22 protein-coding genes are annotated in these 22510 nt (G+C 59.3%); 10 read left to right on the top strand and 12 right to left on the bottom strand.

Annotated elements, in window-relative coordinates; all coding sequences use genetic code 11:
- Nucleotides 1–40: 40 nt before the first annotated feature.
- Complete coding sequence (locus RQ593_RS03075) at nt 41–253, bottom strand: molybdopterin-binding protein (RefSeq protein ID WP_005505155.1); 213 nt, start codon at nt 251–253, stop codon at nt 41–43.
- A 350-nt stretch (nt 254–603) separates the two neighbouring features.
- Between RQ593_RS03075 and RQ593_RS03070 the strand changes: the two genes are divergently transcribed.
- Complete coding sequence (locus tag RQ593_RS03070) at nt 604–972, top strand: zinc ribbon domain-containing protein YjdM (protein ID WP_311449812.1); 369 nt, start codon at nt 604–606, stop codon at nt 970–972.
- Between the two features lie 150 nt (nt 973–1122).
- Here the strand turns inward: RQ593_RS03070 and RQ593_RS03065 are convergent, their stop codons facing one another.
- The 6 genes from RQ593_RS03065 to RQ593_RS03040 all read right to left on the bottom strand — a co-directional run bounded on the left by RQ593_RS03065 (nt 1123) and on the right by RQ593_RS03040 (nt 4304).
- On the bottom strand, nt 1123–1380 hold the full coding sequence (locus RQ593_RS03065) for a GlsB/YeaQ/YmgE family stress response membrane protein (protein ID WP_049358631.1): 258 nt from the start codon (nt 1378–1380) through the stop codon (nt 1123–1125).
- A 199-nt stretch (nt 1381–1579) separates the two neighbouring features.
- Nucleotides 1580–1972: a hypothetical protein gene (locus RQ593_RS03060; RefSeq protein WP_311449811.1), complete on the bottom strand. Its 393-nt coding sequence runs from the start codon at nt 1970–1972 to the stop codon at nt 1580–1582.
- A 479-nt stretch (nt 1973–2451) separates the two neighbouring features.
- Entirely contained in the window at nt 2452–2967 is a 516-nt protein-coding gene (locus RQ593_RS03055; protein ID WP_311449810.1) for an LppP/LprE family lipoprotein, read from the bottom strand.
- Nucleotides 2945–3232, bottom strand: a complete 288-nt coding sequence (locus RQ593_RS03050) for a hypothetical protein (RefSeq protein ID WP_311449809.1) — start codon at nt 3230–3232, stop codon at nt 2945–2947. The genes RQ593_RS03055 and RQ593_RS03050 overlap by 23 nt, the downstream gene beginning before the upstream one ends.
- A 189-nt stretch (nt 3233–3421) precedes the next feature.
- A complete protein-coding gene (locus RQ593_RS03045) occupies nt 3422–4003 on the bottom strand; it encodes a hypothetical protein (RefSeq protein WP_311449808.1) in 582 nt (193 codons plus the stop codon).
- Entirely contained in the window at nt 3990–4304 is a 315-nt protein-coding gene (locus tag RQ593_RS03040; RefSeq protein ID WP_311449807.1) for a hypothetical protein, read from the bottom strand. Before RQ593_RS03040 ends, RQ593_RS03045 begins: the two co-directional genes overlap by 14 nt.
- A 227-nt stretch (nt 4305–4531) precedes the next feature.
- Between RQ593_RS03040 and tpx the strand changes: the two genes are divergently transcribed.
- On the top strand, nt 4532–5032 hold the full coding sequence (gene tpx, locus RQ593_RS03035; protein WP_311449806.1) for a thiol peroxidase: 501 nt from the start codon (nt 4532–4534) through the stop codon (nt 5030–5032).
- A 229-nt stretch (nt 5033–5261) separates the two neighbouring features.
- Here the strand turns inward: tpx and RQ593_RS03030 are convergent, their stop codons facing one another.
- The 3 genes from RQ593_RS03030 to RQ593_RS03020 form a co-directional block, all read right to left on the bottom strand.
- Nucleotides 5262–6251 (bottom strand): AzlC family ABC transporter permease, encoded by a 990-nt coding sequence (locus RQ593_RS03030; protein ID WP_311449805.1) that lies wholly within the window; start codon nt 6249–6251, stop codon nt 5262–5264.
- A 9-nt stretch (nt 6252–6260) separates the two neighbouring features.
- On the bottom strand, nt 6261–6596 hold the full coding sequence (locus tag RQ593_RS03025; protein WP_070685902.1) for a branched-chain amino acid transporter permease: 336 nt from the start codon (nt 6594–6596) through the stop codon (nt 6261–6263).
- A 500-nt stretch (nt 6597–7096) separates the two neighbouring features.
- The gene (locus RQ593_RS03020; protein ID WP_311449804.1) at nt 7097–7945 is read right to left on the bottom strand and encodes an AzlC family ABC transporter permease; all 849 of its coding nucleotides are present in this window, start codon (nt 7943–7945) and stop codon (nt 7097–7099) included.
- A 207-nt stretch (nt 7946–8152) separates the two neighbouring features.
- On the opposite strand from RQ593_RS03020, the gene RQ593_RS03015 reads away from it, so the two are divergent.
- Nucleotides 8153–8650 carry an OsmC family protein gene (locus RQ593_RS03015; RefSeq protein ID WP_311449803.1) on the top strand — a complete coding sequence of 166 codons (498 nt, stop codon included), beginning with the start codon at nt 8153–8155 and terminating at the stop codon, nt 8648–8650.
- Between the two features lie 308 nt (nt 8651–8958).
- Entirely contained in the window at nt 8959–10452 is a 1494-nt protein-coding gene (locus RQ593_RS03010; protein WP_311449802.1) for an amino acid permease, read from the top strand.
- Nucleotides 10453–10602: 150 nt separating this feature from the next.
- Here the strand turns inward: RQ593_RS03010 and RQ593_RS03005 are convergent, their stop codons facing one another.
- Nucleotides 10603–12219, bottom strand: coding sequence for a hypothetical protein (locus RQ593_RS03005; protein WP_311449801.1), 1617 nt, complete (start codon nt 12217–12219; stop codon nt 10603–10605).
- A gap of 251 nt (nt 12220–12470) precedes the next feature.
- On the opposite strand from RQ593_RS03005, the gene RQ593_RS03000 reads away from it, so the two are divergent.
- From RQ593_RS03000 to RQ593_RS02990, 3 genes are all read left to right on the top strand, one after another.
- Entirely contained in the window at nt 12471–12995 is a 525-nt protein-coding gene (locus RQ593_RS03000) for an NUDIX domain-containing protein (protein WP_311449800.1), read from the top strand.
- A gap of 147 nt (nt 12996–13142) precedes the next feature.
- A complete protein-coding gene (locus RQ593_RS02995; protein WP_311449799.1) occupies nt 13143–13760 on the top strand; it encodes a TIGR00730 family Rossman fold protein in 618 nt (205 codons plus the stop codon).
- 42 nt (nt 13761–13802) lie between these two features.
- Entirely contained in the window at nt 13803–14507 is a 705-nt protein-coding gene (locus RQ593_RS02990; RefSeq protein WP_311449855.1) for a pyroglutamyl-peptidase I, read from the top strand.
- A 137-nt stretch (nt 14508–14644) separates the two neighbouring features.
- Here the strand turns inward: RQ593_RS02990 and pgi are convergent, their stop codons facing one another.
- Nucleotides 14645–16321, bottom strand: a complete 1677-nt coding sequence (pgi, locus tag RQ593_RS02985) for a glucose-6-phosphate isomerase (protein WP_070687870.1) — start codon at nt 16319–16321, stop codon at nt 14645–14647.
- Between the two features lie 399 nt (nt 16322–16720).
- Between pgi and RQ593_RS02980 the strand changes: the two genes are divergently transcribed.
- The 3 genes from RQ593_RS02980 (at nt 16721) to typA (ending at nt 22176) form a co-directional block, all read left to right on the top strand.
- Complete coding sequence (locus tag RQ593_RS02980; RefSeq protein ID WP_070846857.1) at nt 16721–18892, top strand: acyltransferase family protein; 2172 nt, start codon at nt 16721–16723, stop codon at nt 18890–18892.
- 203 nt (nt 18893–19095) lie between these two features.
- A complete protein-coding gene (locus tag RQ593_RS02975; protein WP_311449798.1) occupies nt 19096–20061 on the top strand; it encodes an NAD(+) diphosphatase in 966 nt (321 codons plus the stop codon).
- Between the two features lie 201 nt (nt 20062–20262).
- Entirely contained in the window at nt 20263–22176 is a 1914-nt protein-coding gene (gene typA / locus RQ593_RS02970; protein ID WP_311449797.1) for a translational GTPase TypA, read from the top strand.
- Nucleotides 22177–22510: the final 334 nt, after the last annotated feature.

The raw sequence follows: 22510 nt of genomic DNA, 5'->3' as shown, positions 1-22510 counted from the left end.
CAATAGGCAGCCGCCCGGGTGTAAGTCTTATTGACCGGGATTAGTGGTCAGCACCAACCATAACGTTGGAAGCCTTGATGACTGCGTAAGCGGTCTCGCCAACCTTCAGGCCCAGTTCCTTAATGGACTCGTTGGTGATGGACGCAGAGATAACAACCTCGGGAGCGATCTCAATCTTAACGATGCCGTTGGTTGCACCCTCAGTAATCTCAACAACCTTGCCAGCGAACTGGTTACGTGCGGAAAGCTTCATGAAGCCGTGCCTTTCACTCAAAAAACGTACAAATACTTAAGCACTTTACACGCCGCAGCCACTGAGAATCATCTTCCAACCAAAATATTACGCACAAACCATGCAAATTTTATTTTCGGCTTCACCCACGCCCCGAACCCACCCCCAAAGACCAGCAAAAATCAGCCCCGCACATGCGGTTCGCACCCACCAAATGGTATAGTCAGCACGAACGCGAGAATCCTCGCACCCTCCACCGTCGCACCCCGCCCTCGCTGACGCGCGCCCACACGCCGCAGCACCACCGCAGTAATACTGCAGCATCACCGTGGCAGGGGAGCGGCGCATCCGCACAGATCGAAGAAGGAACCATGAGCGAAAACCTCAACGAAATCGAAGCACCCGCCTGCCCCGAATGCAACGAAAACTACACCTACGAAATGGGTGAACTCTGGGCATGCCCCATGTGCGGCCACGAATGGGAACGCACCGCAGCAGGCGAAACCGAAGAAGAAGCAGGCGCCAAGGTTCTGGACTCCGTCGGTAACGAGCTCGTCGACGGCGACTCCGTCACCATCGTCAAGGGCCTGAAGGTCAAGGGCGGCGCAGACATCAAGGCAGGCACCAAGGTGCGCGGCATCCGCCTGCTCGAATCCCCCGTCAACGGCCACGACATTGAGGTGAAGGTCCCCGGCGCAGGCCAGATGTACCTGAAGTCCTCCGTCGTGAAGAAGGCATAAGCCCAGAAGGTATAAACCGAGAAGACGTAAAGCGCTTCGCACAAGGCGCAGAAAAGGCGGCACCTCCCGCACTAGCTCACGCTAGGGGAGGTGCCGCCTTTTGCTTTATAAAAATTGCTTAGGTTTTAAAAGAAATTGACGAATATTTCTTTACTTTTTACCGGTCAAGCCCATGTACAGGGAAATGGTCAGCATTGCGGCAATAATTGAGATAATCCAGCGAATCCAGTCAATGCCGCGAGTGTCTGCAACACCCAGCTGAGTTGCTGCCCAGGTACCGATAGCGGCGCCGACAGCACCGCAGATAATGGTCCAAAGAATCGAAATGTTCTGGCGGCCTCGCATGAAGAAGCGTGCAAGTGCACCAATAATTGCGCCGGTAATAATGGTGCCAATAAAAGTACCCATTGTAATCTCCTTGGGTTTATATATCTGCCACGTTGGCAGATAGTATGTTGTTTTCAATTATACGTAAATATGGTGTAAGAAGAGCTTATATGAGCTTTTATTAAGCTAAAAGCACCTTAACGTTTTATCTCTAAAACACTAGGGTGCTTTTCTCATTAATGAGATGCGTGTCGAACGCATCGAATGATGAATGTATTGGCTACTTCGACTTACGCCAAATCTTCAGAGCGCTACAAATCATCGGCAGCTGCAGGGGCAGACGACCGTACGCAATAGCCTTACGCTGAGTGGACTGGTTACGCGCATCCAACGCCATCTGAATATTCGCGGGGAACACTGCAACAAACAGCAGAGCCGCAAGCAGACCACCGGCACGGCGGGTCTTCTCATTAGCCAGCAGGGCGGCGGTGCCCAGCTCAGCCGCACCCGAAGCGTGAGTGTATGCGTGCGCATGACCCGGCAGGTACTTCGGCACAATCGAGTCGAAGGGATCCGGGATGATGAAGTGCAGCGCACCCATCACAGCGAGGGCGCGAGCCATGCGAGTAGCCGAGCGCTCAGCGCTGTACTCTTTCTTCTTAAAAATACTCATGCTCCCATTATGCGCCTGTCAGAGGCATATTCCTTGGCTCAATGGCACGCTGAACCGCTGCGTGTTTGCGCGTGTTTGACTGTCTAGAATGCGGACTCAGCGCGCCAAACGGAAATACATTGTTCAAAGGCAGGTAAGATAGGGAACAACGGCACCACGTGCGGATGACGCCCCGCCTGACCCTCGCCTTTAGGTGAGTCGCCAGATGGAGTAAAACACCGGGTGCCTACCGGAACAATCAAAGGAGTAATACCGTGAAGAAGATTCTGTGCATCGCTATCCTGGCAGGCGCCGCATACTTCGGTTACAAGAAGTTCGTTGCCTAAATAGCTAGCCCTCGGGCACCCTACATATCCTTAAGCAACGAAAACCCGCCGTCTCACATATGCACCATATGTGAGGCGGCGGGTTTCTCGTATGCCTAACTTCTTAGGCTCAAACGCGTAGATTCGGGGCCGCGAGCCTATGAGGCGGGCTGCCTAGTAGCTCGGCGGAACCTCACCGGTCATCACAACCTTGTTCTGCGAAGAGCTCCAGGTAAACTCAGCGGTCGCGCGGCCGCTTGCGTTGTGTACCTTCTCGTCTTCCTTCATGTAACGGTAGGTCACACGAATCGAGCTGTCGGAGGTGCGGGTAATCACCGGGGAGAACGAGTACGGCTCATAGGTTGCGGTACCAATGAACTTGCCGCGGTGGAACAGCAGAATGTGGTGCACCATCGCCGCGGTGCAGCACGAAGACGGGGAAGAACCCGGAACCGCGTCAATCCACGACAGCTCAGCGCAGGGGTCGTAACCTTCGTAGCTTTCCGAGACGTTCGTCCACTGATCCCAATTTTTCTTATTCTTCAAATCGCGCAGAGCCTTAGACACCACGGTCGACGCAGAATCAGACGCGCAGGTGGAGTCCTTCTTCGGCTCAGACTTGGAATCCGACTTCGACTCAGAGGTCTTTGACTCGGAGGCGGTCGGCTCAGCATGAACCGTAATCGTCACCACCGACGGCACCGGAGCAGGCGACGAAGCACTCGGGGTAGCACTCGCGGATGCGCTCGGGCTCGCCGACGGGGGTCGGGAACAGTGCCTGAGTGGAGGTCGCGCTCGCCGAGGCAGAAGCGCTACCAGAAGAAGACACCACGGTACCCGAAACAGCAGAATCAGTGCTTGCCGAGCAGGACGTGACAACAAGAGCTAGAGCGGCGCCCAACGCGGGTAGAGCCAAAGCGGTGCGGCCGGTAAAGCGGCGGCGAATAGAAGACATGAATACTCCTGAAGATGCGCGACAGCGCGCATCGGTGCTGGTCAAGAAGCGAATAGTGAACTCGTCCAGTATAGGGAAAAAGAGGTGGGCACGCAGGGCGCGCGGTCAGCGCCGCTCGTTGCCGTGGTATGTCGTTACCGTGGCATGCGCGAGCAGCTGCCCGGCAACAAAATCCTCAACAAAAACCGGCTAGCAGACCTTATCATCCGTCAGATAATGCACCAGCCAGGCACGCCGCGCGGTCGCAATACGCGCCGTAATTCGCGGAAAAACCCACAGACTAATAGCGCCCTGCGCCCACAAAATCAGCGAAAACAGCAGCGGCCTGAACGCATTATCGCGTGGATGCGTTCCGGGATCGAAGATGCGGATGATTGCATCAGACAGGAAAATCGACGGGAACATCAGCGACATCAGCACCGTACCCAGCACCCAACCCGGACCGAAACAGAGCAGAACCCAGCGGGCGCTCATCCGCAGGTTCTTACGGTGCGCCCAGCGGAACTGCCAGCCGCGCAGACGATACGGATACACCACGCCCAGAATTGAGCCCAGGGACACCACAATAGCCGGCGCCACAAAGAACGACAGGGACATCATGAGCGTGGGGGTCAGGTGCTTGTCCTGACTGTGCAGAATCAGTGCCAGCAGGGTGCCGGAAACACCCGTGATCAGACCGATTGCAATAGCCTTCGTGCGCACGAACAGGCGCAGGGCGTGCGGGTCGCTACTGCGCAAGGCACGCAGCGCATGCTCCTCATCGTGGCCCATCAGATTCGTTGAAGGTGACGTCCGCAACCATCCAGCCGACCATCACCAGCGCAAAACCAGCCGGGCCCTTAAACTCGCTAAACAACCACGAACGCCAGGCTTCCGGGAGTAGGTACCAGCAGATTGCCGCCAGCAGGGCATTACACATGAGCGTCTGCGTTTCCACGGGGAGGGGGCGTGTGAACATGCGGCGCAACTCGGCACGCACACTCGGCCGGTACGTATTGTCCGGATCAATGAGGGCACGACCCTCCACCCGCTGACGGCGCAGGTCCTGACGGAGTGCCCTGAAATTCGTCACGGGATGCGCCAGTGGCGCAAGGCGGGAAGATACGTGCCTCAAAATGCTCACCTGCTCATTGTAAAGGCGCGCTATGGGGTTACCGGCCGGGAATACCGCTAGACAGCGGCTACAACAGAGCCCAGAAGAGGCGAAACAGCGTAGCCGGAAATCAGCTATGCGGAAACTCCGCCCACTAGTGCCTGTGTCCCCTTGCACACCCGCCCTATCCAAGGGACAATGAAGGCATGGCTGAAGTAACTCTACATAACGAACTCGTAATCCACACCAACGGCGACCTGCCCGCAGTCGGCGCAAAGCTGCCCGAATTCTCGGTTCTCGCGGCTGATCTCTCCGAGATCTCCTCCGCAGATTTCGCAGGTAAGAACCTGGTGCTGAACATCTTCCCCTCCATCGACACCGGTGTGTGCGCAAACAGCGTCCGCACCTTCAACAAGCAGGCTGCAGGCCTGGAGAACACCGTCGTGCTGTGCGTCTCCAACGACCTGCCCTTCGCAATCGGCCGCTTCTGCGCAGCCGAGGGCATTGAGAACGTCGTCACCTCCTCCGCTTTCCGCTCCTCCTTCGGTGAGGACTTCGGCGTAAAGCTTGTGGACGGCCCCCTGGCTGGTCTGCTGGCACGCTCCGTGGTCGTCGTGAACCCCGAAGGTGAGGTTGTCTACACCGAGCTGGTTCCCGAAACCACCAACGAGCCCAACTACGAAGCAGCCCTGGCAGCTATCAAGTAAGCAGCTATCAAGTAAGCTTAGTACGGGAGCCGGACGCAATCCCGGCACCCGCACATACTTCCGTCAGGGACACCTGGCGGTACCAGCACAGCAGATACTGAACGTCTACAGCGCATGATCTAGGGTTCACCCACACATGCGGCTGGCGACAGCATAACGCCCCGCCCACCCGGTATTTCGGGTGGGCGGGGCGCTTTACTATATCCAGGCGCTAGTGCGCGATTCAGACTTAGTGCGCGGAGGCGCCGGGATGACCGGCAGCGTCGGAAGTTTCGGAGGTTTCGGCGGCTCCGGCGGGCTCCTCATCCGCGACCAGCATATGCTCCGGCAGGGTGCCGCGGCGCTTAGCCACCACAAAACGCGACACCAACAGCAGAATGTACACCACCATCGAAATCAGCAGCATCGACTGCGGCGCCAACACCAGACCAACCGCCGCAGACACGGCAGCCATCACGCCAATCACATGATCCTTCGACGCATGATAAGCATCAATAGCGAGCACCGCAAAAAGCGCGGTCATCACAAAATCCACGCCCTTGAGGTCACTCAAGAAACTCGCACCCAGCACGTAACCAAGCGTTGCGCTCGCCAGAACACTCAGGTGCAGGCCAGCATGAATCCACAGGATGCGGGAACCACGCAGCTTATGGCGGTCCGGTCCGGTGTTCAGCGCGTACGCCTCATCAATGAGGGTGTACACGGTGTAGAACTTCGCCAACCCACCGCGCACACGCTCAATCGGGTATGACAGGCCGTACATGAGGTGGCGCGAATTAATGAGCAGAGTCATCACCGCAATAGAGAACAGCGACGCATGATTCGAGACCATGTCAATCAGCACGAACTCCACCGAACCGGCAAACACCAGCACCGGCAGCAGGGGAGCCACCCAGAACGGCAGACCGTAACTGTGCACCATCACGCCCAGACCAATGCCGACAAAGAACAGACCCAGCATGATGACACCGGCAACGCGAATCGCCTCCGCAAAACCGCTCTCGCTCGGTTGCTGAGAGCCCTGGGCATTGGGGGAGGCGGTCGCCTCCACTACCGGAATCATGCCGGTCAGCGGAAGAGCAGAGGCAATAACCTGCTCAACCTGCTCCGGGCTCGCCTGGTGAGGTGCAGAACCTGAACCCTGAGGCGAAGAAGGCTGAGAGGAAGAAGCCAGAGAGGGCGAAACAGCGTTGTTTTCCTGATCCTTAGAGATGCTCATCGTAACCCCCTAGAAAACCCAGTTAGCCAGCACAACGCAGGTGACGGTACCCGCCACCATACTCAACACCATATTCTTACGCCACAGGTGCACCGCCACGGTCACCACCAGACCCGCCAGGTACGGTGCCGCCGTAGCGAACGAAGAATAATCAATCTTCGCCACCGCATAGATGGCAAGCAGCGCGACTGCGCCGAGCGGAATCCAGTGGCTGAGCGCATCCAAAAGTTCGGAGCCAGCCAGAGCCTTCTTCAAACCGAAAGGCAGCAGGCGCAACAGAAAAGTAATAACCGCAGCAACAAGTATTGCCGCAAGAATATAGCCGGTGGTCACTTCACTATTCATGAAGATTTTCTCTTTCTGCACGTACTCAGCGAAAGAACCCGAAAAGAGCGGAAGAACCCTGAACGAGGCGTGCGGGTGAAGCCCTGAAAAGCATCCGCGAAAAAGGGTAGGGAGAGCCCAACCGAAGAGAGGCAGGGTGCTAAGTAGTGCGGTAGGTACGTGAGTTGATGAAAGCCGCGAAACATGGAGGCGGAGGGCCGTTCCTCCTGCACGAGTTTTACGCAAGTTTTCTGCGCGGGTAGTTGCGCGCGTCAGTAGTTCTCGTGTGTTACCTCGGGTGATGCCGCTCCCGGTGCGGTGTTACTCCGGGGCGGCACAGCGTTCTGCGTCGCTAGTTTCCTTAGCGGTGTCTTTCATCTGAGTCATGGGGTACCTCAACCTCTGGGAGCCTCCGCGCAGGTTCACGCGGGAGGCATTATGCGAATCCTAGAAATAGAAAGAGGGGAGAGCAAAGCTCCACTCATCTATCCTAACCGGTTTTGAACACGTATGTAACGTTCTTACCGCTGTGTGGAAGCGGGCGCATCAGCGGTAGCGGCGGTGGCTGGGCTCTCTGCTGTGGCGATTGGGCTCTCTGCGGCGCTTTCAGCTTCAGCCGCTACCTCATGCCCCGCACGATGCGGCAGAGTACCGCGGCGCTTTGCCACCGGGAAGCGCGCCAGCAGCAGCACCACATACGAACCCAACGCCACCACCAGGAACGAGGACGGCGCAAAAATCAGCGCCACCGCAGCCGAAGCCGCGACAAAGAGCGCCGTCACACGATCCGGGTTAGCGCGGTAGCCGTCCATCGCAAGAACCGTAAAAATAGCCACCATCACAAAGTCCACGCCCTTCAGATTGCTGAGAAAGCTTGCGCCCAGCACATACCCGAGGACTACGCTCAGAATCCACGACACGTAAATCAGCACGTTCACCCACAGAATGCGCGCCCCCGAACGCTCATTACGGCCGGGACCGGAGTTGAGCGCAAACGCCTCATCGCAAAGAGTGTGAATCGCCAGAGCCTTAGCCCAGAAACCCTTCACATTGTGCAACGGGTAGGAAAGACCGTACACCAGGTGGCGCGCATTCACCAGGAACACCGTCAACGCAATCGACGCCAGAGGCGCGCCACCACTGACCATGCCCACCATCAAAAACTCCACCGAACCGGCAAAAACTAGGGCAGAGAGCAGCGGTGCGGTCCAGATGGGCAGACCGTGCGCGTTGAGGATAATACCCAAACCCAAACCCAGCACAGCGATACCGAGCATCACCACGGAAGAATCCGCAACAGCCAAGCGGAAATCACTCTGCGTGCTCGTACGTTCAGTGCCGGGATGCTCAGCGCCGGGGGTCTGTGCCATAAAAGAGTTCCTTGTGCCTGTTGTGCTCTTCAAAAAATCTACTGTGTGCGTGAGGGACTTCAAAGCTCCACTGCGGTTTTCCAGTGTATAGGAGCGGCCGGTTGACCGACGAGAAAAAGAGTCCGGGAATAAAATATGAGAAACACGCTTATAGTGAATGACACTAAACAAAGAACCACCCGAAAGGGCACCCCGAAAGGAACCTCAATGGCTGATCAGAACGCCTCCCAGAACACCGCAGAAGAGCAGAAGAAGGTGTACTCGCGCCAGCAGGAACGCCGCGAACTCGAAAACTACCGCCAGACCAAGATCGAGCGCATCGACCGTCTGCGCTACCGTGCCTACGGTGCTAACGGCGCAACCCTCGACTTCGGTGTGGGTGAGGGGCTGCTGACCCCCGTCGAGCTGTTGCTTGCCGCAATTGCCGGCTGCTCCTCCGTGGACGTGGACGCGGGTACCTCCCGTCGCGCCACCCCCGAGGTGTTCGAGGTGCTCGCCTCGGCGCTGAAGCAGAACGAAGACGGTGCGGTGCGCCTCGACGATGTTGAGGTGGACTTTGATGTGCGATTCCCCGAGGATGAGCAGGGCGCCAAGGCTCAGAAGATGGTGGACCGTCTGATTCAGCTCAGTGAGCAGAAGGACTGCACCGTTTCCCGTACCGTGGAGCACCCCACGAACGTTTCGTTCCACAACCTGGCTGACTAAAGCCGGGTGAGCTGAATAAACCGGGTGAATTCGCCTGAGATGGAACCCTCCCGTACCGCTTGTGATGAGACGGTGCGGGAGGGTTTTTCTGTGTTTTTGTGGTTTTGGGTGGAAAAGCGCCTGAAAAGCGGGTAGGATTGACCCTCAGATTAGAAAAACTTACGGTACGTAAGAAATCCTTATGATTGAAGAATTTCTTGACCGCAGGCCAAACCTTCGGCGGCACCATGCACAGCAAGACTAGACTGGACACCAGACTAGACCGCTAGCAAACGCACGAAGCAATAGCCTCAGAAAGAAGACCTGACATGGCACAGCCTACAGAGACTTCCGGCGCTGCATCGGAAGCCACCCCCGCAGAGGGTGAACTGAAGCGAGGCCTCTCCGCCCGCCACATGCAGATGATCGCAATCGGCGGCGCAATCGGCACCGGCCTCTTCGTCGCCTCCGGTAAGACCATCTCCACCGCAGGCCCCGGCGGCGCAATCCTCGCCTACGCCCTCATCGGCGTCATGGTGCTCTTCCTCATGCAGTCCCTCGGCGAGATGGCCGCGCACCTGCCCGTCCCCGGCGCATTCCAGACCTATGCGGCACGCTACGTGTCCCCGTCCTTCGGCTTCGCCATGGGCTGGAACTACTGGTTCAACTGGGCGATTACCGTCGCCGCCGAGCTCGTCGCCGTCGGCGAGGTGATGAGGTACTGGTTCCCGGACATCCCATCCTGGGTGTGGGCGGCAGGATTCCTTGTGCTGCTGACCGGCATCAACGCCCTCTCGGCACGCTCCTACGGTGAAAGCGAATTCTGGCTCGCAACCATCAAGGTCGTCACCGTGATCGTCTTCCTCATCGCAGGTATCGCCATGATCTTCGGCATCCTGGGCGGTAGCTCCCCGGGCGTCTCCAACTGGACCGTCGGTGAGGCACCCTTCGTCGGCGGCGCCCCCGCCGTACTTGCCATCTTCATGGTGGCAGGCTTCTCCTTCCAGGGCACCGAAATGATCGGTGTGGCTGCCGGCGAATCTGAGAACCCCCGCCGCGACGTGCCCCGCGCACTGACCAGCGTATTCTGGCGCATCATGCTCTTCTACATCGGCGCGATGGCCGTCATCGGCTTCCTGATTCCTTACTCCGACCCGAACCTGCTCACCGCAGCGGACGGCAACATCAACATCTCCCCGTTCACCCTCATCTTCGAGCGTGCGGGCATCGCCTTCGCGGCAGCCATTATGAACGCCGTGATCCTCTCCGCAGTGCTCTCTGCAGGTAACTCGGGCCTGTACGTTTCGGCTCGTATGCTCTTCGCGCTCGCCCAGGAGGGTAAGGCACCGAAGATGTTCACCCACATCAACTCCGGCGGCGTGCCCATGAACGCGTTGCTGGCAACCGCAGCTATCGGTGCGGTCGGCTTCATCGCCGCACTGCTCTCGCCGGATGGCGCGTACCTGTGGCTGGTGAACGTGTCCGGTCTGGCTGGCTTCATCACCTGGGTGGGTATCGCCGTGGCTCACTACCGTTTCCGCCGCGCATACCTGAAGCAGGGCAACAGCCTGAAGGATCTGCCCTACGTGGCGCCGTTCTTCCCCGCGGGCCCGATTATCGCCTTCCTCATGTGCCTGGTCGTGATTGGTGGCCAGAACTACGAGGCGTTCCTGAGCGGTGACTGGGCTGGCGTACTCAGCTCCTACATTGGCCTGCCCGTGATTATCGCGGTCTGGCTGGTACACCGCGTGGTCACTCGTGACCGCATCATTCCGCTGGAGCAGATTGACGTGAGCGGCATTGAGGTTAAGGCTTCGAAGTAACGCGAACGCCTGCTGATAACGCCTGCGCCAGCTGATTGAATGAGCTAATGCGTAAAGAGCCGCCGGTTCCCCTGATGAGGGGAGCCGGCGGCTCTTTACTATCCGCAGTTTATTCCGGACAGGTGAGCTAGGCTGTATGCCCTGCAGCTCTTAGGAGCCGCGGCGCGAGCGCAGAACGCTCAAACCCAGACCCGCACAGATCGCGGCAACACCAAGAACAACAATCACGCCAACACTGGATGCACCGGTGTTCGCCAGGGTAGCCTTCTTGGGGCTGCTCTCCTGAGCTAGATGATCCTTAGCAAGGCGGTCCTTTGCCAGGTTGTCCTTAGTCGAGTGGGCCGCGGTCACCGGAGCCTCCTGAGCGGGCTTGCTCTTAGGATGCGCTACGGTTGCGTCCTCCAGCTTGTCAGCGTTCGGGGTCTTATCGGCAACCGGTGCTTCCGGCAGTGCGGGAACGGTGGGTGCGTCGGTCGGGTTTACACCCACGGTTGCTTCCGGCAGGGGTGCTACGGTCGGTGCGTCGGTCGGGTTTACACCGATGGTTGCTTCCGGCAGTGCAGGAATGGTGGGTGCGTCAGTGGGGTTTACACCGATGGTTGCTTCCGGCAGGGGTGCTACGGTCGGTGCGTCGGTCGGGTTTACACCCACGGTTGCTTCCGGCAGGGGTGCCACGGTGGGTGCGTCAGTGGGGTTTACACCGATGGTTGCTTCCGGCAGGGGTGCTACGGTCGGTGCGTCAGTGGGGTTTACACCGATGGTTGCCTCCGGCAAGGGCGCTACGGTGGGCGCGTCGGTCGGGTTCACGCCAACGGTTGCTTCCGGCAGCGGTGCTACGGTGGGTGCATCGGTCGGGTTAACACCCACGGTTGCCTCGGGCAGAGGTGCCACCGTCGGGGCATCGGTCGGAACCGCCGAAACCACGGGCTCCTGCGCGAAAAGCTCAAGAGGCTTCTGAGCATCAAACGAACCGTACTCGGCACCCTCAACGCCGGCAGCCATGGTGCCCGCAATGTACTTGTGAGAGGTATTCAGCGTCGCCGCAACATCCGCCGGAACCTTCACCTCCGTCTCAAAGACACCGTTGTGAATCTGCGAAGCAGGTACCGTCACCTGAGCCACGAAACGCATACCCTGCTGGGGAAAACGGCCGGGAACCCACACATTCGTGTCAGACACCACCACACGCACACCGTGCGGGGTCGCCTCACCCGTGTAGCCGGTACCGCGCACCTTCAACACGGTCTCACCCTTGGTGTTCAGACGCGGCGAATCCACGTGCAGAACCGGTGCGGCGCTATCCTTCACAACGTTCATGCGCAGAACCTGACCGCCCCCGTAACCATCAACGATGATATTAGCGACGAAGCTGTAGTTCTTCGCCGGGTCAATCAGGCTACCGGGAACGTAATGGGTCGCAGTCGCCGTGCCGTCCTTGAACGGGCCGTCAACGCGCACCGTCTGAATCGGGTTCAGGAACGGGAAACCCCTATGGTTTGCCTCATGCAAAGCCGGGGAAAAAGCAGTAGTTTTTGCGGGCAGCTTCGTCGCCTTGAGCGTAATCTTATTCTGACGCAGGGCGGTCTTCAGCTCACGGGTATTGGTCTCAACCTTGTAGTTGTAGACCGTAATAACCGGCGGGTTAACCGGATCCGGGGTATTAGCCGCCGCAACAGAAGGCAGAGCGCACAGGCTCAACGACGCGGCAAGAAGAACAGAAGCGCCAGCGCTACCGTAGCGGCGGGAACGAGAAGAGTTAGCCATCATGAAGTTCCTTCTACATGAGTGATTGAGTGATCCGCACTCTTCCTGTATCGCGCCAAGTCGAGTGCGTATACGGTACCGCGACATCGCGGTTAAATACACCGTAACACGCGCCTAAACGCATGAACCGGACATAAGATAACTCGCCGAAATATTACATAAAACCAACGCCTACAGGGCGCACAATAGGGCGGATGTATAAGACAAACAAGCACTGTGCCGAGTGGAGGATACGGAAATGCTAGGGTAGAAAGATGCCCACGCAGAAGAATTCGCAGAACCGAGTAGAAGCAGCCCAGCCCACCGAACACAGCGCTACTGAGCACAGCGCCATCGACAGCACGCACCGCGTCGTAAACGTGTGCGCTGTAGCAATCCGCAACCGGGACGGGCTCGTACTCACCGTGCGCAAGCAGGGCAGCGACGGGTTCATGATGCCCGGCGGCAAACCCGAACCGGGGGAAACCCCGATACAGACCGCCTGCCGCGAAGTGAGCGAAGAAATCGGACTCACCCCAGACCCCGCCCGGATGCACCACCGCGGACTCCTCGAAGCGGCGGCACTGAACGAGGCAGGCTTTACGGTACGCGCCGAAACCTACGAATACGCACCCACCGACGAGCAGCACGAACAGCTGGCTACGCTGGTGCCGCAGGCAGAAATCGCTGAGCTGCGCTGGGTCAACCCAGCCATGAGCAGCCCCTCCGATTCTGCTGCACAGGCACCGCTGAATACCGAGCAGATTTTCCCGCTGCTGGCGCGTACCCCGCTACCGTAACCACCGCGCCTAACGTGCCCCTGAACTGGCGGGTGGCACACATGAGGTACACAGGTGCATCCGGTACCCTCAACACAACAACATCTATCGCGGGTAGAACGCATAGAGGCGCTCCACCCCGCAACCCCATACACCCCAAGGAGAACCATGAAGAAGACCAACTACAACCTTGCCGTCTACTGCGGTGCACGCTCCGGCAACGACCCGCTCTTTACCACCCGCGCCCAGGAGCTCGGCACCCTCTGCGCCCAGAACAATATTGGCGTGGTGTACGGTGGCGGCCGCACCGGCCTCATGGGCACCGTCGCGGGCGCAACCCTGGACGCTGGCGGCGTGGTCTACGGCGTGGTCACCCACAAGCTGGTCGGACTGGAGGGTGTGTACCCCGGCCAGACCACCCTCGAAATTGTGGATACCATGCACCAGCGCAAAATCGCCATGATCGACAAGGCTGATGCGTTCGTTGCCATGCCCGGCGGCCCCGGCACCCTCGAAGAGTTCTTTGAAGTTTTCAGCTGGCAGTTCCTCGATATTCACTCCAAGCCGGTCGCCCTGCTGAACGTCAACGGCTACTGGGACAAGCTCATCGACGCCATGCACTACATGGCGTCCACCGGCCTGCTCAACGAACGCTACCTGGACGAGCTTATCATCGTCACCACTCCCGAAGAGCTGCTGGAGGCGCTTGCCAAGGACCTGGAACGCCGCGCTACTGAAAAGAACGCAGCCGAAAAGAACACCGCCGAAAAGAACGCTGCTGAATAAAGCCAACACTGCATAAAACCAACGCAGGAAACGAGATTGACCATGGCAACCACCCCCAACCAGGCACGCACCCTGTTGCTGACCTTCTTCGGCCCCTTCCCCGGCGTGCCCGTGAACCCCACCGTAGCGCTCGCCGAAGGCGCTCAGCGTCTGCTGACTCAGATGCGCCCGGATTTGAACGTCATCACCCGGGAGCTGCCCGTCAGCTATGACGGTTCCAGCACCGCCCTGCGCACCGCCCTGCAGGATGTGCAGCCCGACGCGCTCATTAGCCTGGGCGTGGCGGTCGGCCGCGACGTGGTCAGCCTCGAGCAGGTTGCTATCAACCTGGACTCCGCCGGTATTGAAGATAACGACGGCGACAAGCGCTGCGATGAGCCGATTGCCCCCGGCGGTCAGGAGGCGTACTTCTCCTCCCTGCCGGTGCGCGCCAGCTTTGAGCGCCTGCGTGCGGCGGGGGAGCCGGTCGAGATTTCGTACACCGCCGGAACCTACGTGTGCAACCACGTGTTCTACGAGGGTCAGCGTATCAGCCGTGAACTGGGCTTGAGCATCCCCGCCGGATTCGTGCACGTGCCCGCAACCTGCGCCGACGGCGAAGAGACCACCGAAAGCACCGGCATGACCGCCCACCGCGACACCGGTGGCGTAGTACGTGACGAGCAGGGCATCCCGCAGCTGCCCGAATCCACCGTGGTGCGCATTATTGCCGAGATCGCCTCCGACACCCTGCCCGCAGTGAACTAACAGCACGGCATTGAGCTACAACCCGTACAACAAAACCGCCGGATAGCCTCCCAAACGGGAGCCTATCCGGCGGTTTGTGCATCTGCGCTGACCCTATACAGCCGGGCTACAAAACCGGCACATGTAGGTCTGCGCTACTACTTGGTGCGGTTCTTCAGGTAGTAGTCAATCAGCGAAGCGGTCGAAGAATCCTGGCGCTCCAGAACCTCGCGGTCACCCTCAATAGCGGGAACCAGGTCCAGGGCCAGCTTCTTACCGAGCTCAACACCCCACTGGTCGAAGGAATCGATGCCCCAGACAACACCCTGAACGAAGGTGATGTGCTCGTACAGGGCAATCAGGGAGCCCAGAACGCGCGGGGTCAGACGCGGCGCCATGATGGAGGTGGAGGGGCGGTTACCGCTGAAGATACGTGCGTTGACCACGTGCTCTGCGGTGCCCTCTGCGCGAACCTCTTCCTCGGTCTTACCGAAAGCGAGAGCCTGAGACTGTGCGAAGAAGTTAGCCAGGAACAGCTCGTGAACGTCCTGCTCGCCGTCCTTGGTCGGGTGGACCGGGTTAGCGAATGCCAGGAAGTCCGCGGGAATCAGGCGGGTACCCTGGTGGATCAGCTGGTAGAAAGCGTGCTGGCCGTTGGTGCCGGGCTCACCCCAGAAGACCTCACCGGTGTCGTAGGTGACGAAGGAGCCGTCCGCGCGAACGGACTTGCCGTTGGACTCCATGGTCAGCTGCTGCAGGTATGCGGGGAAGCGGTGCAGGTACTGGTCGTAGGGCAGAACCGCGTGGGTCTCTGCGCCGAGGAAGTTCACGTTCCAGATGTTCAGCAGACCCATCAGAACGGGCACGTTCTGAGCCAGGGGAGCGGTGCGGAAGTGCTCATCCATTGCGTGGAAGCCGGCGAGGAATTCAGCGAAAACCTTCGGGCCGAACACGATAGCCAGGGAGGTGCCGATAGCGGAGTCTACGGAGTAGCGGCCGCCAACCCAGTCCCAGAAGCCGAAAGCGTTCTCGGGGTCAATGCCGAATGCTGCAACCTTGTCGAGTGCGGTGGAGACAGCCACGAAGTGCTTAGCCACTGCCTCGGATGCTTCCTTACCTTCCAGGGCGCCAGCCTCAGCCAGTGCGGACAGCAGCCACTCGCGTGCCACGCGTGCGTTGGTCAGGGTCTCCAGGGTGCCGAAAGTCTTGGATGCGACGATGAACAGGGTGGTCTCGGGATCCAGGCCGGAGACCTTCTCAGCCACATCGGTCGGGTCAATGTTGGAGATGAAGCGCGCGGTGATGCCTGCATCTGCGTAGGGCTTGAGAGCCTCGTACACCATGACCGGGCCCAGGTCGGAGCCACCGATACCGATGTTCACAACGGTCTCGATGCGCTTGCCGGTGATGCCGGTCCACTCGCCGTTGCGCACGCGCTCAGCGAATGCGTAGATCTTCTTCAGCACGGCGTGAACGTCTGCGTCTACGTCCTGGCCGTCAACGGTCAGCGCGGGGGTGTAGCCCTCGGAGCGGCGCAGCGCGGTGTGCAGTACGGCGCGGTCCTCGGTGACGTTAATGTGCTCGCCGGAGAACATTGCCTCGCGAGCCTGTTCCAGCTTGACCTCTTCAGCGAGCTTGAGCAGCAGCTCGACGGTTTCGGAGGTAATCAGGTTCTTGGAAAGGTCGACGTGCAGTTCGTCGGCGGTGAAGCTGAGCTTCTGCGCGCGTTCCGGGTCAGCGGCAAACCATTCGCGCAGGTTCGGGGTGAGGGATTTGTGATGAGCGGACAGAGCGGACCACGCGGAGGTGGTCGTGGGGTCAATAGAAGTAGTCATGTTTCCATTCTCTTATTTTCGGGTGCCTATGTCACCTCTTTCTGGGGTGATATGGAACGATACGGCGAAAAAATCGAAACCCGGCACTGCTGTGCGCAGCGCAGAATCGGGGCGGGTAAATCGAAGAAAACGAAGAGGGTAACGTGCCTTGTCGGGCGTGCATCCCTCGAGAGAGTGAATGAATCGCACAGGGAATAGGATAAATCCCGCAAACCTTGAAGTTCAGCTTTAAAAAACGTTAGACTAGTCGGAATACTGTCTGGAGTGCAGAAACACCTCGAGGACTGCCACCTCACCCCGCGCCCAGACATCCCTATGAGATTCTTCCGCCCGGTACGACCTTTGGGGCTGAAGACTCATACCAATCTCTCAAGCACACAACACTCAGGACAACTAAACATGGCTTTTAACCTCTTCCAGGGGATTCGTGTGCCTAAAAACAATACGAATCCTCCCTACGAGTCTTTCCTGGAAACCCGCGGCTTCCGCCCCGAAATCCAGGGTCTACGCGCATTCGCAGTGCTGCTCGTCGTGATCTACCACGTGTGGGTGGGCAAGGTCTCCGGCGGTGTGGACGTCTTCCTGTTCATCTCCGCATTCCTGCTCTCGCTCTCCTTCATGCGGAAAATCAATGAGGGTAAGCCCCTCAAGCTCCTGAACTACTGGACCCACGTGTTCACCCGTCTGCTGCCCGCAGCGTCGGTCGTGATTCTGCTGACCCTCGCCGGTAGCTTCCTGGTGCTCTCGCCGACCATCTGGAGCGCACGTGCCGTGGACGCGCAGGCGTCCCTGTTCTACTGGCAGAACTGGAACCTGGCGAATAACTCGGTGAACTACTTCGCCTCTAACACCGGCGGCAAGTCGCCCTTCCTGCACTTCTGGTCCCTGTCCATTCAGGGCCAGATTTTCCTGCTCTGGCCGGTACTCTTTGCCATTACCGCACTGCTGGTGAAGAAGGTCCGCATCAAGCCGGTACCCGCCGCCGTGCTGGTCTTCGGCCTAGTCTTCTGCGCATCCTTCGCGTTCTCCGTCTGGGAAACCAAGAACTTCGCGGCATACGCATACTTTGACACCCGCACCCGCCTCTGGGAGTTCGCGGTCGGCACCCTGCTCGCCATCATGACCCTCAAGTGGAAACCCGCGCACGTGGGCATCCGCGTGGTCATGGGCTGGATCGGTACCATCGGCCTGATTACCTGCGGCGCCGTGCTGCCTGTTGAGAAGGCGTTCCCCGGCTTCCTCGCACTGTGGCCGATTCTCTCCGGCGCACTGGTCATTATTGCCGGCCGCACCGACCACAAGTTCGCGATTGACCGCCTGCTGGTGTCCAAGCCGCTGCTGAACCTGGGCAACATTTCCTACGCCCTGTACCTGGTGCACTGGCCCATGCTCGTGCTGTACAGCGCCGCCGTGGGTAAGCCGCGCGTCTCCTTCCTCGAAGGCACCGTACTGATCGCTGCATCGATTGGCCTGGCGTGGGTTCTGAACCGCTTCGTGGAGAAGCCCCTGCGCTCGGCATCCGATAACTTCCTACCGGCACTCGCCTCCAAGCTGAAGTTCAAGCGCCCCGTGACCTCCTACGCGGCGTGGGCAGGTAACATCGCGTTCGTTGCGGCAATCCTGGCGCTGGTTGCACCGACCGTGCTCGGTACCCGCGCGCTGGCTGAGCAGCGTGACGCGCAGGTTATTAACAATGCCATGGTCAGCGTTCAGAACGACGCTGACACCTACCCCGGTGCCCGTGCACTCTCGCCCGATAAGGAGCTCGTTGAAGCTGACCCCATCCCGAAGAACGCTACTATTGCTAGTCTATTCGTCCCCTGGGATACCGGTTGTAAGGGTTCCTATGCTCTGACTCATGAACAGCTGGATATCAGTTGCGGCTACACGAAGAACGCCTCCGACGATGCGCCTCTCTTTGCGGTCGTGGGTAGCTCCCACGCTCTGCAGAAGACTGAGGCTCTGAAAGGTATTTCTAAGCAGGCGGGCGCTAACCAGCTCAACCTGCTGCTAACCGGTTGCCCGTATCCTTTCACCCAGCCTGAGAATACGGTGAATGGGTTCATGAAGCGTTGCATCCCGTTCACTGAGAACGCGACCGCTGAAATTCTGACGGCCAAGCCGACCACCGTGTTTATTATTTCGACCACCACCGCAACAACTGCTGAGGGCGAAACCGTAGACCCCGGTCTGGACGAGACCTTGCGCAAGCTTACTGACGCAGGTATTCAGGTCATTGGCATTCGCGATAACCCGCGTTTTGCCTCCGACATGTACATGTGCGCAATGAAGGCGAAGAACATCGATGACTGTGCAGAGCCCATCGAAGCAAAGTACGGTGAGGACCCTGCCGCCCCGATTTTCGCCAAGTACGCTGACCGCGGTGCCTACCAGATCGATCTGAAGGATGTGTATTGCCCCGACGGCAAGTGCTCGGTCCTGCAGGGCAACGTGTACATGTACGCCGACTCGAACCACCTGACGAATGTCTACGAGGCAACCCTGACCGATATTATCTACGAGCGTGCCCTTGCCGCTGGTTGGGACCCGAAGGGAACCACCGCAAAGTAACGCACCTGATAAGATTGTGAAGAGTGCAGTGCCCCCTTCCACCGTGTGTGGGAGGGGGCTTTGCTGTGCCCTGAGGTCTTTCTGGAACGTGGGTCGGGAAAGGAACGCTGGTCGGGAAGGAAACGCTGGTTTTTGCTTTTTGTCATGCGAACGTGAGCTACAGCCGCGCAACGAAGGAGCACGAGCGGAGTAGAGTAAAACCTATGACTTCTTCACCTGAACACGCACCCGCTGATGCTCACACGCCCACTGGCACTCGCGCGTTGCGCTACCTGCTCATCTCCCGCGCGGGAGAGACCCTCCTCAACGACGACGGAACCCTGCACTACCTGACCGGTAGCAATGCTGCCGAGCCGCTGGCCGAGGACGCTATCCTGGCGCGCAGCGTGATTCGCCCCGCCGCCTATGGCGCAGATGCGGAGAAGAACAGTGAGGCAGAGAAGAACGGGGCGCAGGTGCACGTGCTCTATTGCGAGGACAAAACCCTCGCGCAAGTCGCCGCCGACCTGAACAACTCTCGGGTGCGCGCCTCCGCCAGTGGTTTCCGCTACTACCCGGTCCACGACGACCCGGAAGGCCGCGCCCACTACGCCACCGCCCTGGCACGCCGCGACTACCTCATCGACATGCGCTACTCCGCATACAGCGGTGAGGAGGCGCCCCTCGGCTCCAAGGGAATCCGCCGCACCGCCTCCGGCGAGATGGTGTTCCCCCGCATTGAACCCGCCGTGATGGCGCTGGTGACCAGCCGCGACGGCGAGCGCGTGCTGCTGGCGAATAACCGCCAGTGGCACCCCAACCGTTTTGCCCTCATCGCCGGATTCGTTGATCCGGGTGAAAACCTCGAAGAGGCGATTACCCGCGAAGTCTACGAAGAGACCGGCCTGCACACCCTCAGCACCGAGTACCGTATGAGTGATGTGTGGCCTTTCCCGCGCTCGCTCATGATTTGCTACCGGGCGCGCGTGGATGAGAACGAACCTATCATCTACCACGACGGTGAGATTCGTGCGGCGCGCTGGTTCACCGCCGCGGAGCTGCGTGAGGCGATTGCCATTTCGGAGGAGCGCGGCAACAGCGCCGAGGATGACCCCGCCAAGCTGGAGCTGCCCGGCACGAATGCTGTCGCCCGCCGCATGCTTGATGAGTGGCTCGCAGAAAAGCCCTAGTGATACACTGGTAGCTAAGCCCAACGGAGGGGGGTCCGTTTTGGCGTGCCCGGAAACGCTCTCATTGCAGAGCGGCTCCAGGAGCAAACGTTCGAACCGGCAAATACCTGAAAAATAAGGTACGGCCCCGTGACCCCCGCGCTGTCTAGCGCGCACCCGTTGGCGAGACTATCCCCTAGATTTAAGCGAGAAACTTAACGCATGTCTGAAAATACCGCTTCGCGCCCCGACCTTCGCAATGTGGCCATCGTGGCACACGTTGACCACGGCAAGACCACCATCGTCGACGCGATGCTGCAGCAGACCAACGCCTTCTCTGCCCACGCAGATGTTGAAGACCGAGTCATGGACTCCGGTGACCTCGAAAAGGAAAAGGGCATCACTATTCTGGCGAAGAACACCACCGTGTTCTACAGCGGCCCTTCCGCCAACGGTGAGACCATCACCATTAACGTTATTGACACCCCCGGCCACGCCGATTTCGGTGGCGAGGTGGAGCGCGGCCTGTCCATGGTTGACGGCGTTGTGCTGCTCGTGGACGCATCCGAAGGTCCGCTGCCCCAGACCCGCTTCGTGCTGCGTAAGGCACTGGCTGCTAAGCTGCCCGTGATCCTCGTGGTGAACAAGGTTGACCGCCCCGACTCCCGTATCGACGAGGTTGTTGGCGAGTCCATGGACCTGCTGCTCGGCCTGGCATCCGACCTGGCGGACGAGGTTCCCGACCTGGACCTGGACGCTGTGCTGAACGTTCCGGTGGTGTACGCATCCGGTAAGGCTGGCGCTGCATCTCTGAACCAGCCCGCAGACGGCCAGCTGCCCGACAACGACGACCTTGAGCCGCTGTTCAAGACCATCATCGAGCACGTGCCCGCCCCCACCTATGATCCGAATGAGGTTCTGCAGGCACACGTGACCAACCTGGACTCCTCCCCGTTCCTGGGTCGTCTGGCACTGGTCCGTATCTTCAACGGCACCCTGAAGAAGGGCCAGACTGTTGCGTGGGCACGTCACGACGGTGAGATCAAGAACGTTCGCATCTCCGAGCTGCTGGCGACCAAGGCTCTTGAGCGTGTTCCCGCAGAGTCCGCTGGCCCCGGTGAGATCGTCGCAGTGGCTGGTATCGAGGACATCACCATTGGTGAAACCCTGACCGACGCTGAGAACCCCAAGCCCCTGCCGCTGATTAAGGTGGACGATCCCGCGATCTCCATGACCATCGGTATTAACACCTCCCCGCTGGCTGGCCGCGTCAAGGGCGCAAAGGTCACCGCACGTCAGGTGAAGGACCGTCTGGACCGCGAGCTGATCGGTAACGTGTCCATTAAGGTTCTGCCCACCCAGCGTCCGGATGCGTGGGAAGTTCAGGGCCGTGGCGAGCTCGCCCTGGCTATCCTCGTGGAGCAGATGCGCCGCGAAGGCTTCGAGCTGACCGTGGGTAAGCCCCAGGTGGTCACCAAGACCATCGACGGCAAGGTCTACGAGCCCATGGAACACATGATTATTGACGTGCCCGAGGAGTACCTGGGCGCTGTTACCCAGCTGATGGCTGCGCGTAAGGGCCGCATGGAGAACATGGCGAACCACGGTACCGGTTGGGTCCGTATGGAGTTCGCTGTTCCCGCACGTGGTCTGATTGGTTTCCGCACTCAGTTCCTGACTGAGACTCGCGGTGCCGGTATTTCTTCCTCCTACTCGATTGAGCACGAGCCCTGGGCTGGCGACATTGAGTACCGCACCAACGGTTCGCTGATTGCTGACCGTGCCGGCGTGGTGACCCCCTACGCGATGATTAACCTGCAGGAGCGCGGCACCTTCTTCGTGGAGCCGACCTCTGAGGTGTACGAGGGCATGATCGTTGGTATGAACTCCCGTGCAGATGACATGGAAGTTAATATCACCAAGGAAAAGAAGCTGACCAACATGCGTTCTTCGACCGCGGACAACTTCGAAAACCTGACCCCGCCGAAGAAGCTGACCCTGGAAGAGTGCCTGGAATTCGCTCGCGAAGACGAGTGCGTTGAGGTGACCCCCGAGGCGATTCGTATTCGTAAGGTCATCCTGGATTCCAACGAGCGTGTCCGCGAGTTCCGCCGCCGCGCCCGTGCCAACGACTAATACAGCGTCAACGACTAATACTGCGGAAGACGTTACATCCTTGAGGCTGTAACTGTCGCGCTGTCGTTGCCCCAGTGCTGCCGCTGCCTTCTGAAAAGGAGGTAGCGGCGGCACTGTTTAACCGCCCGGATTCGTTCGGGACATAACGGCAGGCTGCGGGGGAGAGGGGAGAGGAGAGTCGGGCGCTTTTGCTTTCTGCCGAAAACCGCCTCCAAAAACCGCTTCTGAAAAGCCCGAACACCCCGCGCTGCACATGCGAGTGTGTAAGATAAAATAATGCGCCTGCACGGTGGCGGCACTTATCTGCTGCTCACCTTTGCCGCTCAATGATGTA

The sequence above is a fragment of the uncultured Rothia sp. genome (assembly GCF_963507905.1).
GTDB lineage: Bacteria > Actinomycetota > Actinomycetes > Actinomycetales > Micrococcaceae > Rothia.
Note: the sequence above shows the minus strand (reverse complement) of the source record. Positions and strands in the feature narration are given on the sequence as shown.

Bases quoted from the DNA above. Each gene is read 5' to 3' on its own strand.
- RQ593_RS03075 (WP_005505155.1), bottom strand. From the start codon at position 253: ATGAAGCTTTCCGCACGTAACCAGTTCGCTGGCAAGGTTGTTGAGATT.
- RQ593_RS03070 (WP_311449812.1), top strand. From the start codon at position 604: ATGAGCGAAAACCTCAACGAAATCGAAGCACCCGCCTGCCCCGAATGC.
- RQ593_RS03065 (WP_049358631.1), bottom strand. From the start codon at position 1,380: ATGGGTACTTTTATTGGCACCATTATTACCGGCGCAATTATTGGTGCA.
- RQ593_RS03060 (WP_311449811.1), bottom strand. From the start codon at position 1,972: ATGAGTATTTTTAAGAAGAAAGAGTACAGCGCTGAGCGCTCGGCTACT.
- RQ593_RS03050 (WP_311449809.1), bottom strand. From the start codon at position 3,232: ATGTCTTCTATTCGCCGCCGCTTTACCGGCCGCACCGCTTTGGCTCTA.
- RQ593_RS03045 (WP_311449808.1), bottom strand. From the start codon at position 4,003: ATGGGCCACGATGAGGAGCATGCGCTGCGTGCCTTGCGCAGTAGCGAC.
- tpx (WP_311449806.1), top strand. From the start codon at position 4,532: ATGGCTGAAGTAACTCTACATAACGAACTCGTAATCCACACCAACGGC.
- RQ593_RS03030 (WP_311449805.1), bottom strand. From the start codon at position 6,251: ATGAGCATCTCTAAGGATCAGGAAAACAACGCTGTTTCGCCCTCTCTG.
- RQ593_RS03025 (WP_070685902.1), bottom strand. From the start codon at position 6,596: ATGAATAGTGAAGTGACCACCGGCTATATTCTTGCGGCAATACTTGTT.
- RQ593_RS03020 (WP_311449804.1), bottom strand. From the start codon at position 7,945: ATGGCACAGACCCCCGGCGCTGAGCATCCCGGCACTGAACGTACGAGC.
- RQ593_RS03015 (WP_311449803.1), top strand. From the start codon at position 8,153: ATGGCTGATCAGAACGCCTCCCAGAACACCGCAGAAGAGCAGAAGAAG.
- RQ593_RS03010 (WP_311449802.1), top strand. From the start codon at position 8,959: ATGGCACAGCCTACAGAGACTTCCGGCGCTGCATCGGAAGCCACCCCC.
- RQ593_RS03005 (WP_311449801.1), bottom strand. From the start codon at position 12,219: ATGATGGCTAACTCTTCTCGTTCCCGCCGCTACGGTAGCGCTGGCGCT.
- RQ593_RS03000 (WP_311449800.1), top strand. From the start codon at position 12,471: ATGCCCACGCAGAAGAATTCGCAGAACCGAGTAGAAGCAGCCCAGCCC.
- RQ593_RS02995 (WP_311449799.1), top strand. From the start codon at position 13,143: ATGAAGAAGACCAACTACAACCTTGCCGTCTACTGCGGTGCACGCTCC.
- RQ593_RS02990 (WP_311449855.1), top strand. From the start codon at position 13,803: ATGGCAACCACCCCCAACCAGGCACGCACCCTGTTGCTGACCTTCTTC.
- pgi (WP_070687870.1), bottom strand. From the start codon at position 16,321: ATGACTACTTCTATTGACCCCACGACCACCTCCGCGTGGTCCGCTCTG.
- RQ593_RS02980 (WP_070846857.1), top strand. From the start codon at position 16,721: ATGGCTTTTAACCTCTTCCAGGGGATTCGTGTGCCTAAAAACAATACG.
- RQ593_RS02975 (WP_311449798.1), top strand. From the start codon at position 19,096: ATGACTTCTTCACCTGAACACGCACCCGCTGATGCTCACACGCCCACT.
- typA (WP_311449797.1), top strand. From the start codon at position 20,263: ATGTCTGAAAATACCGCTTCGCGCCCCGACCTTCGCAATGTGGCCATC.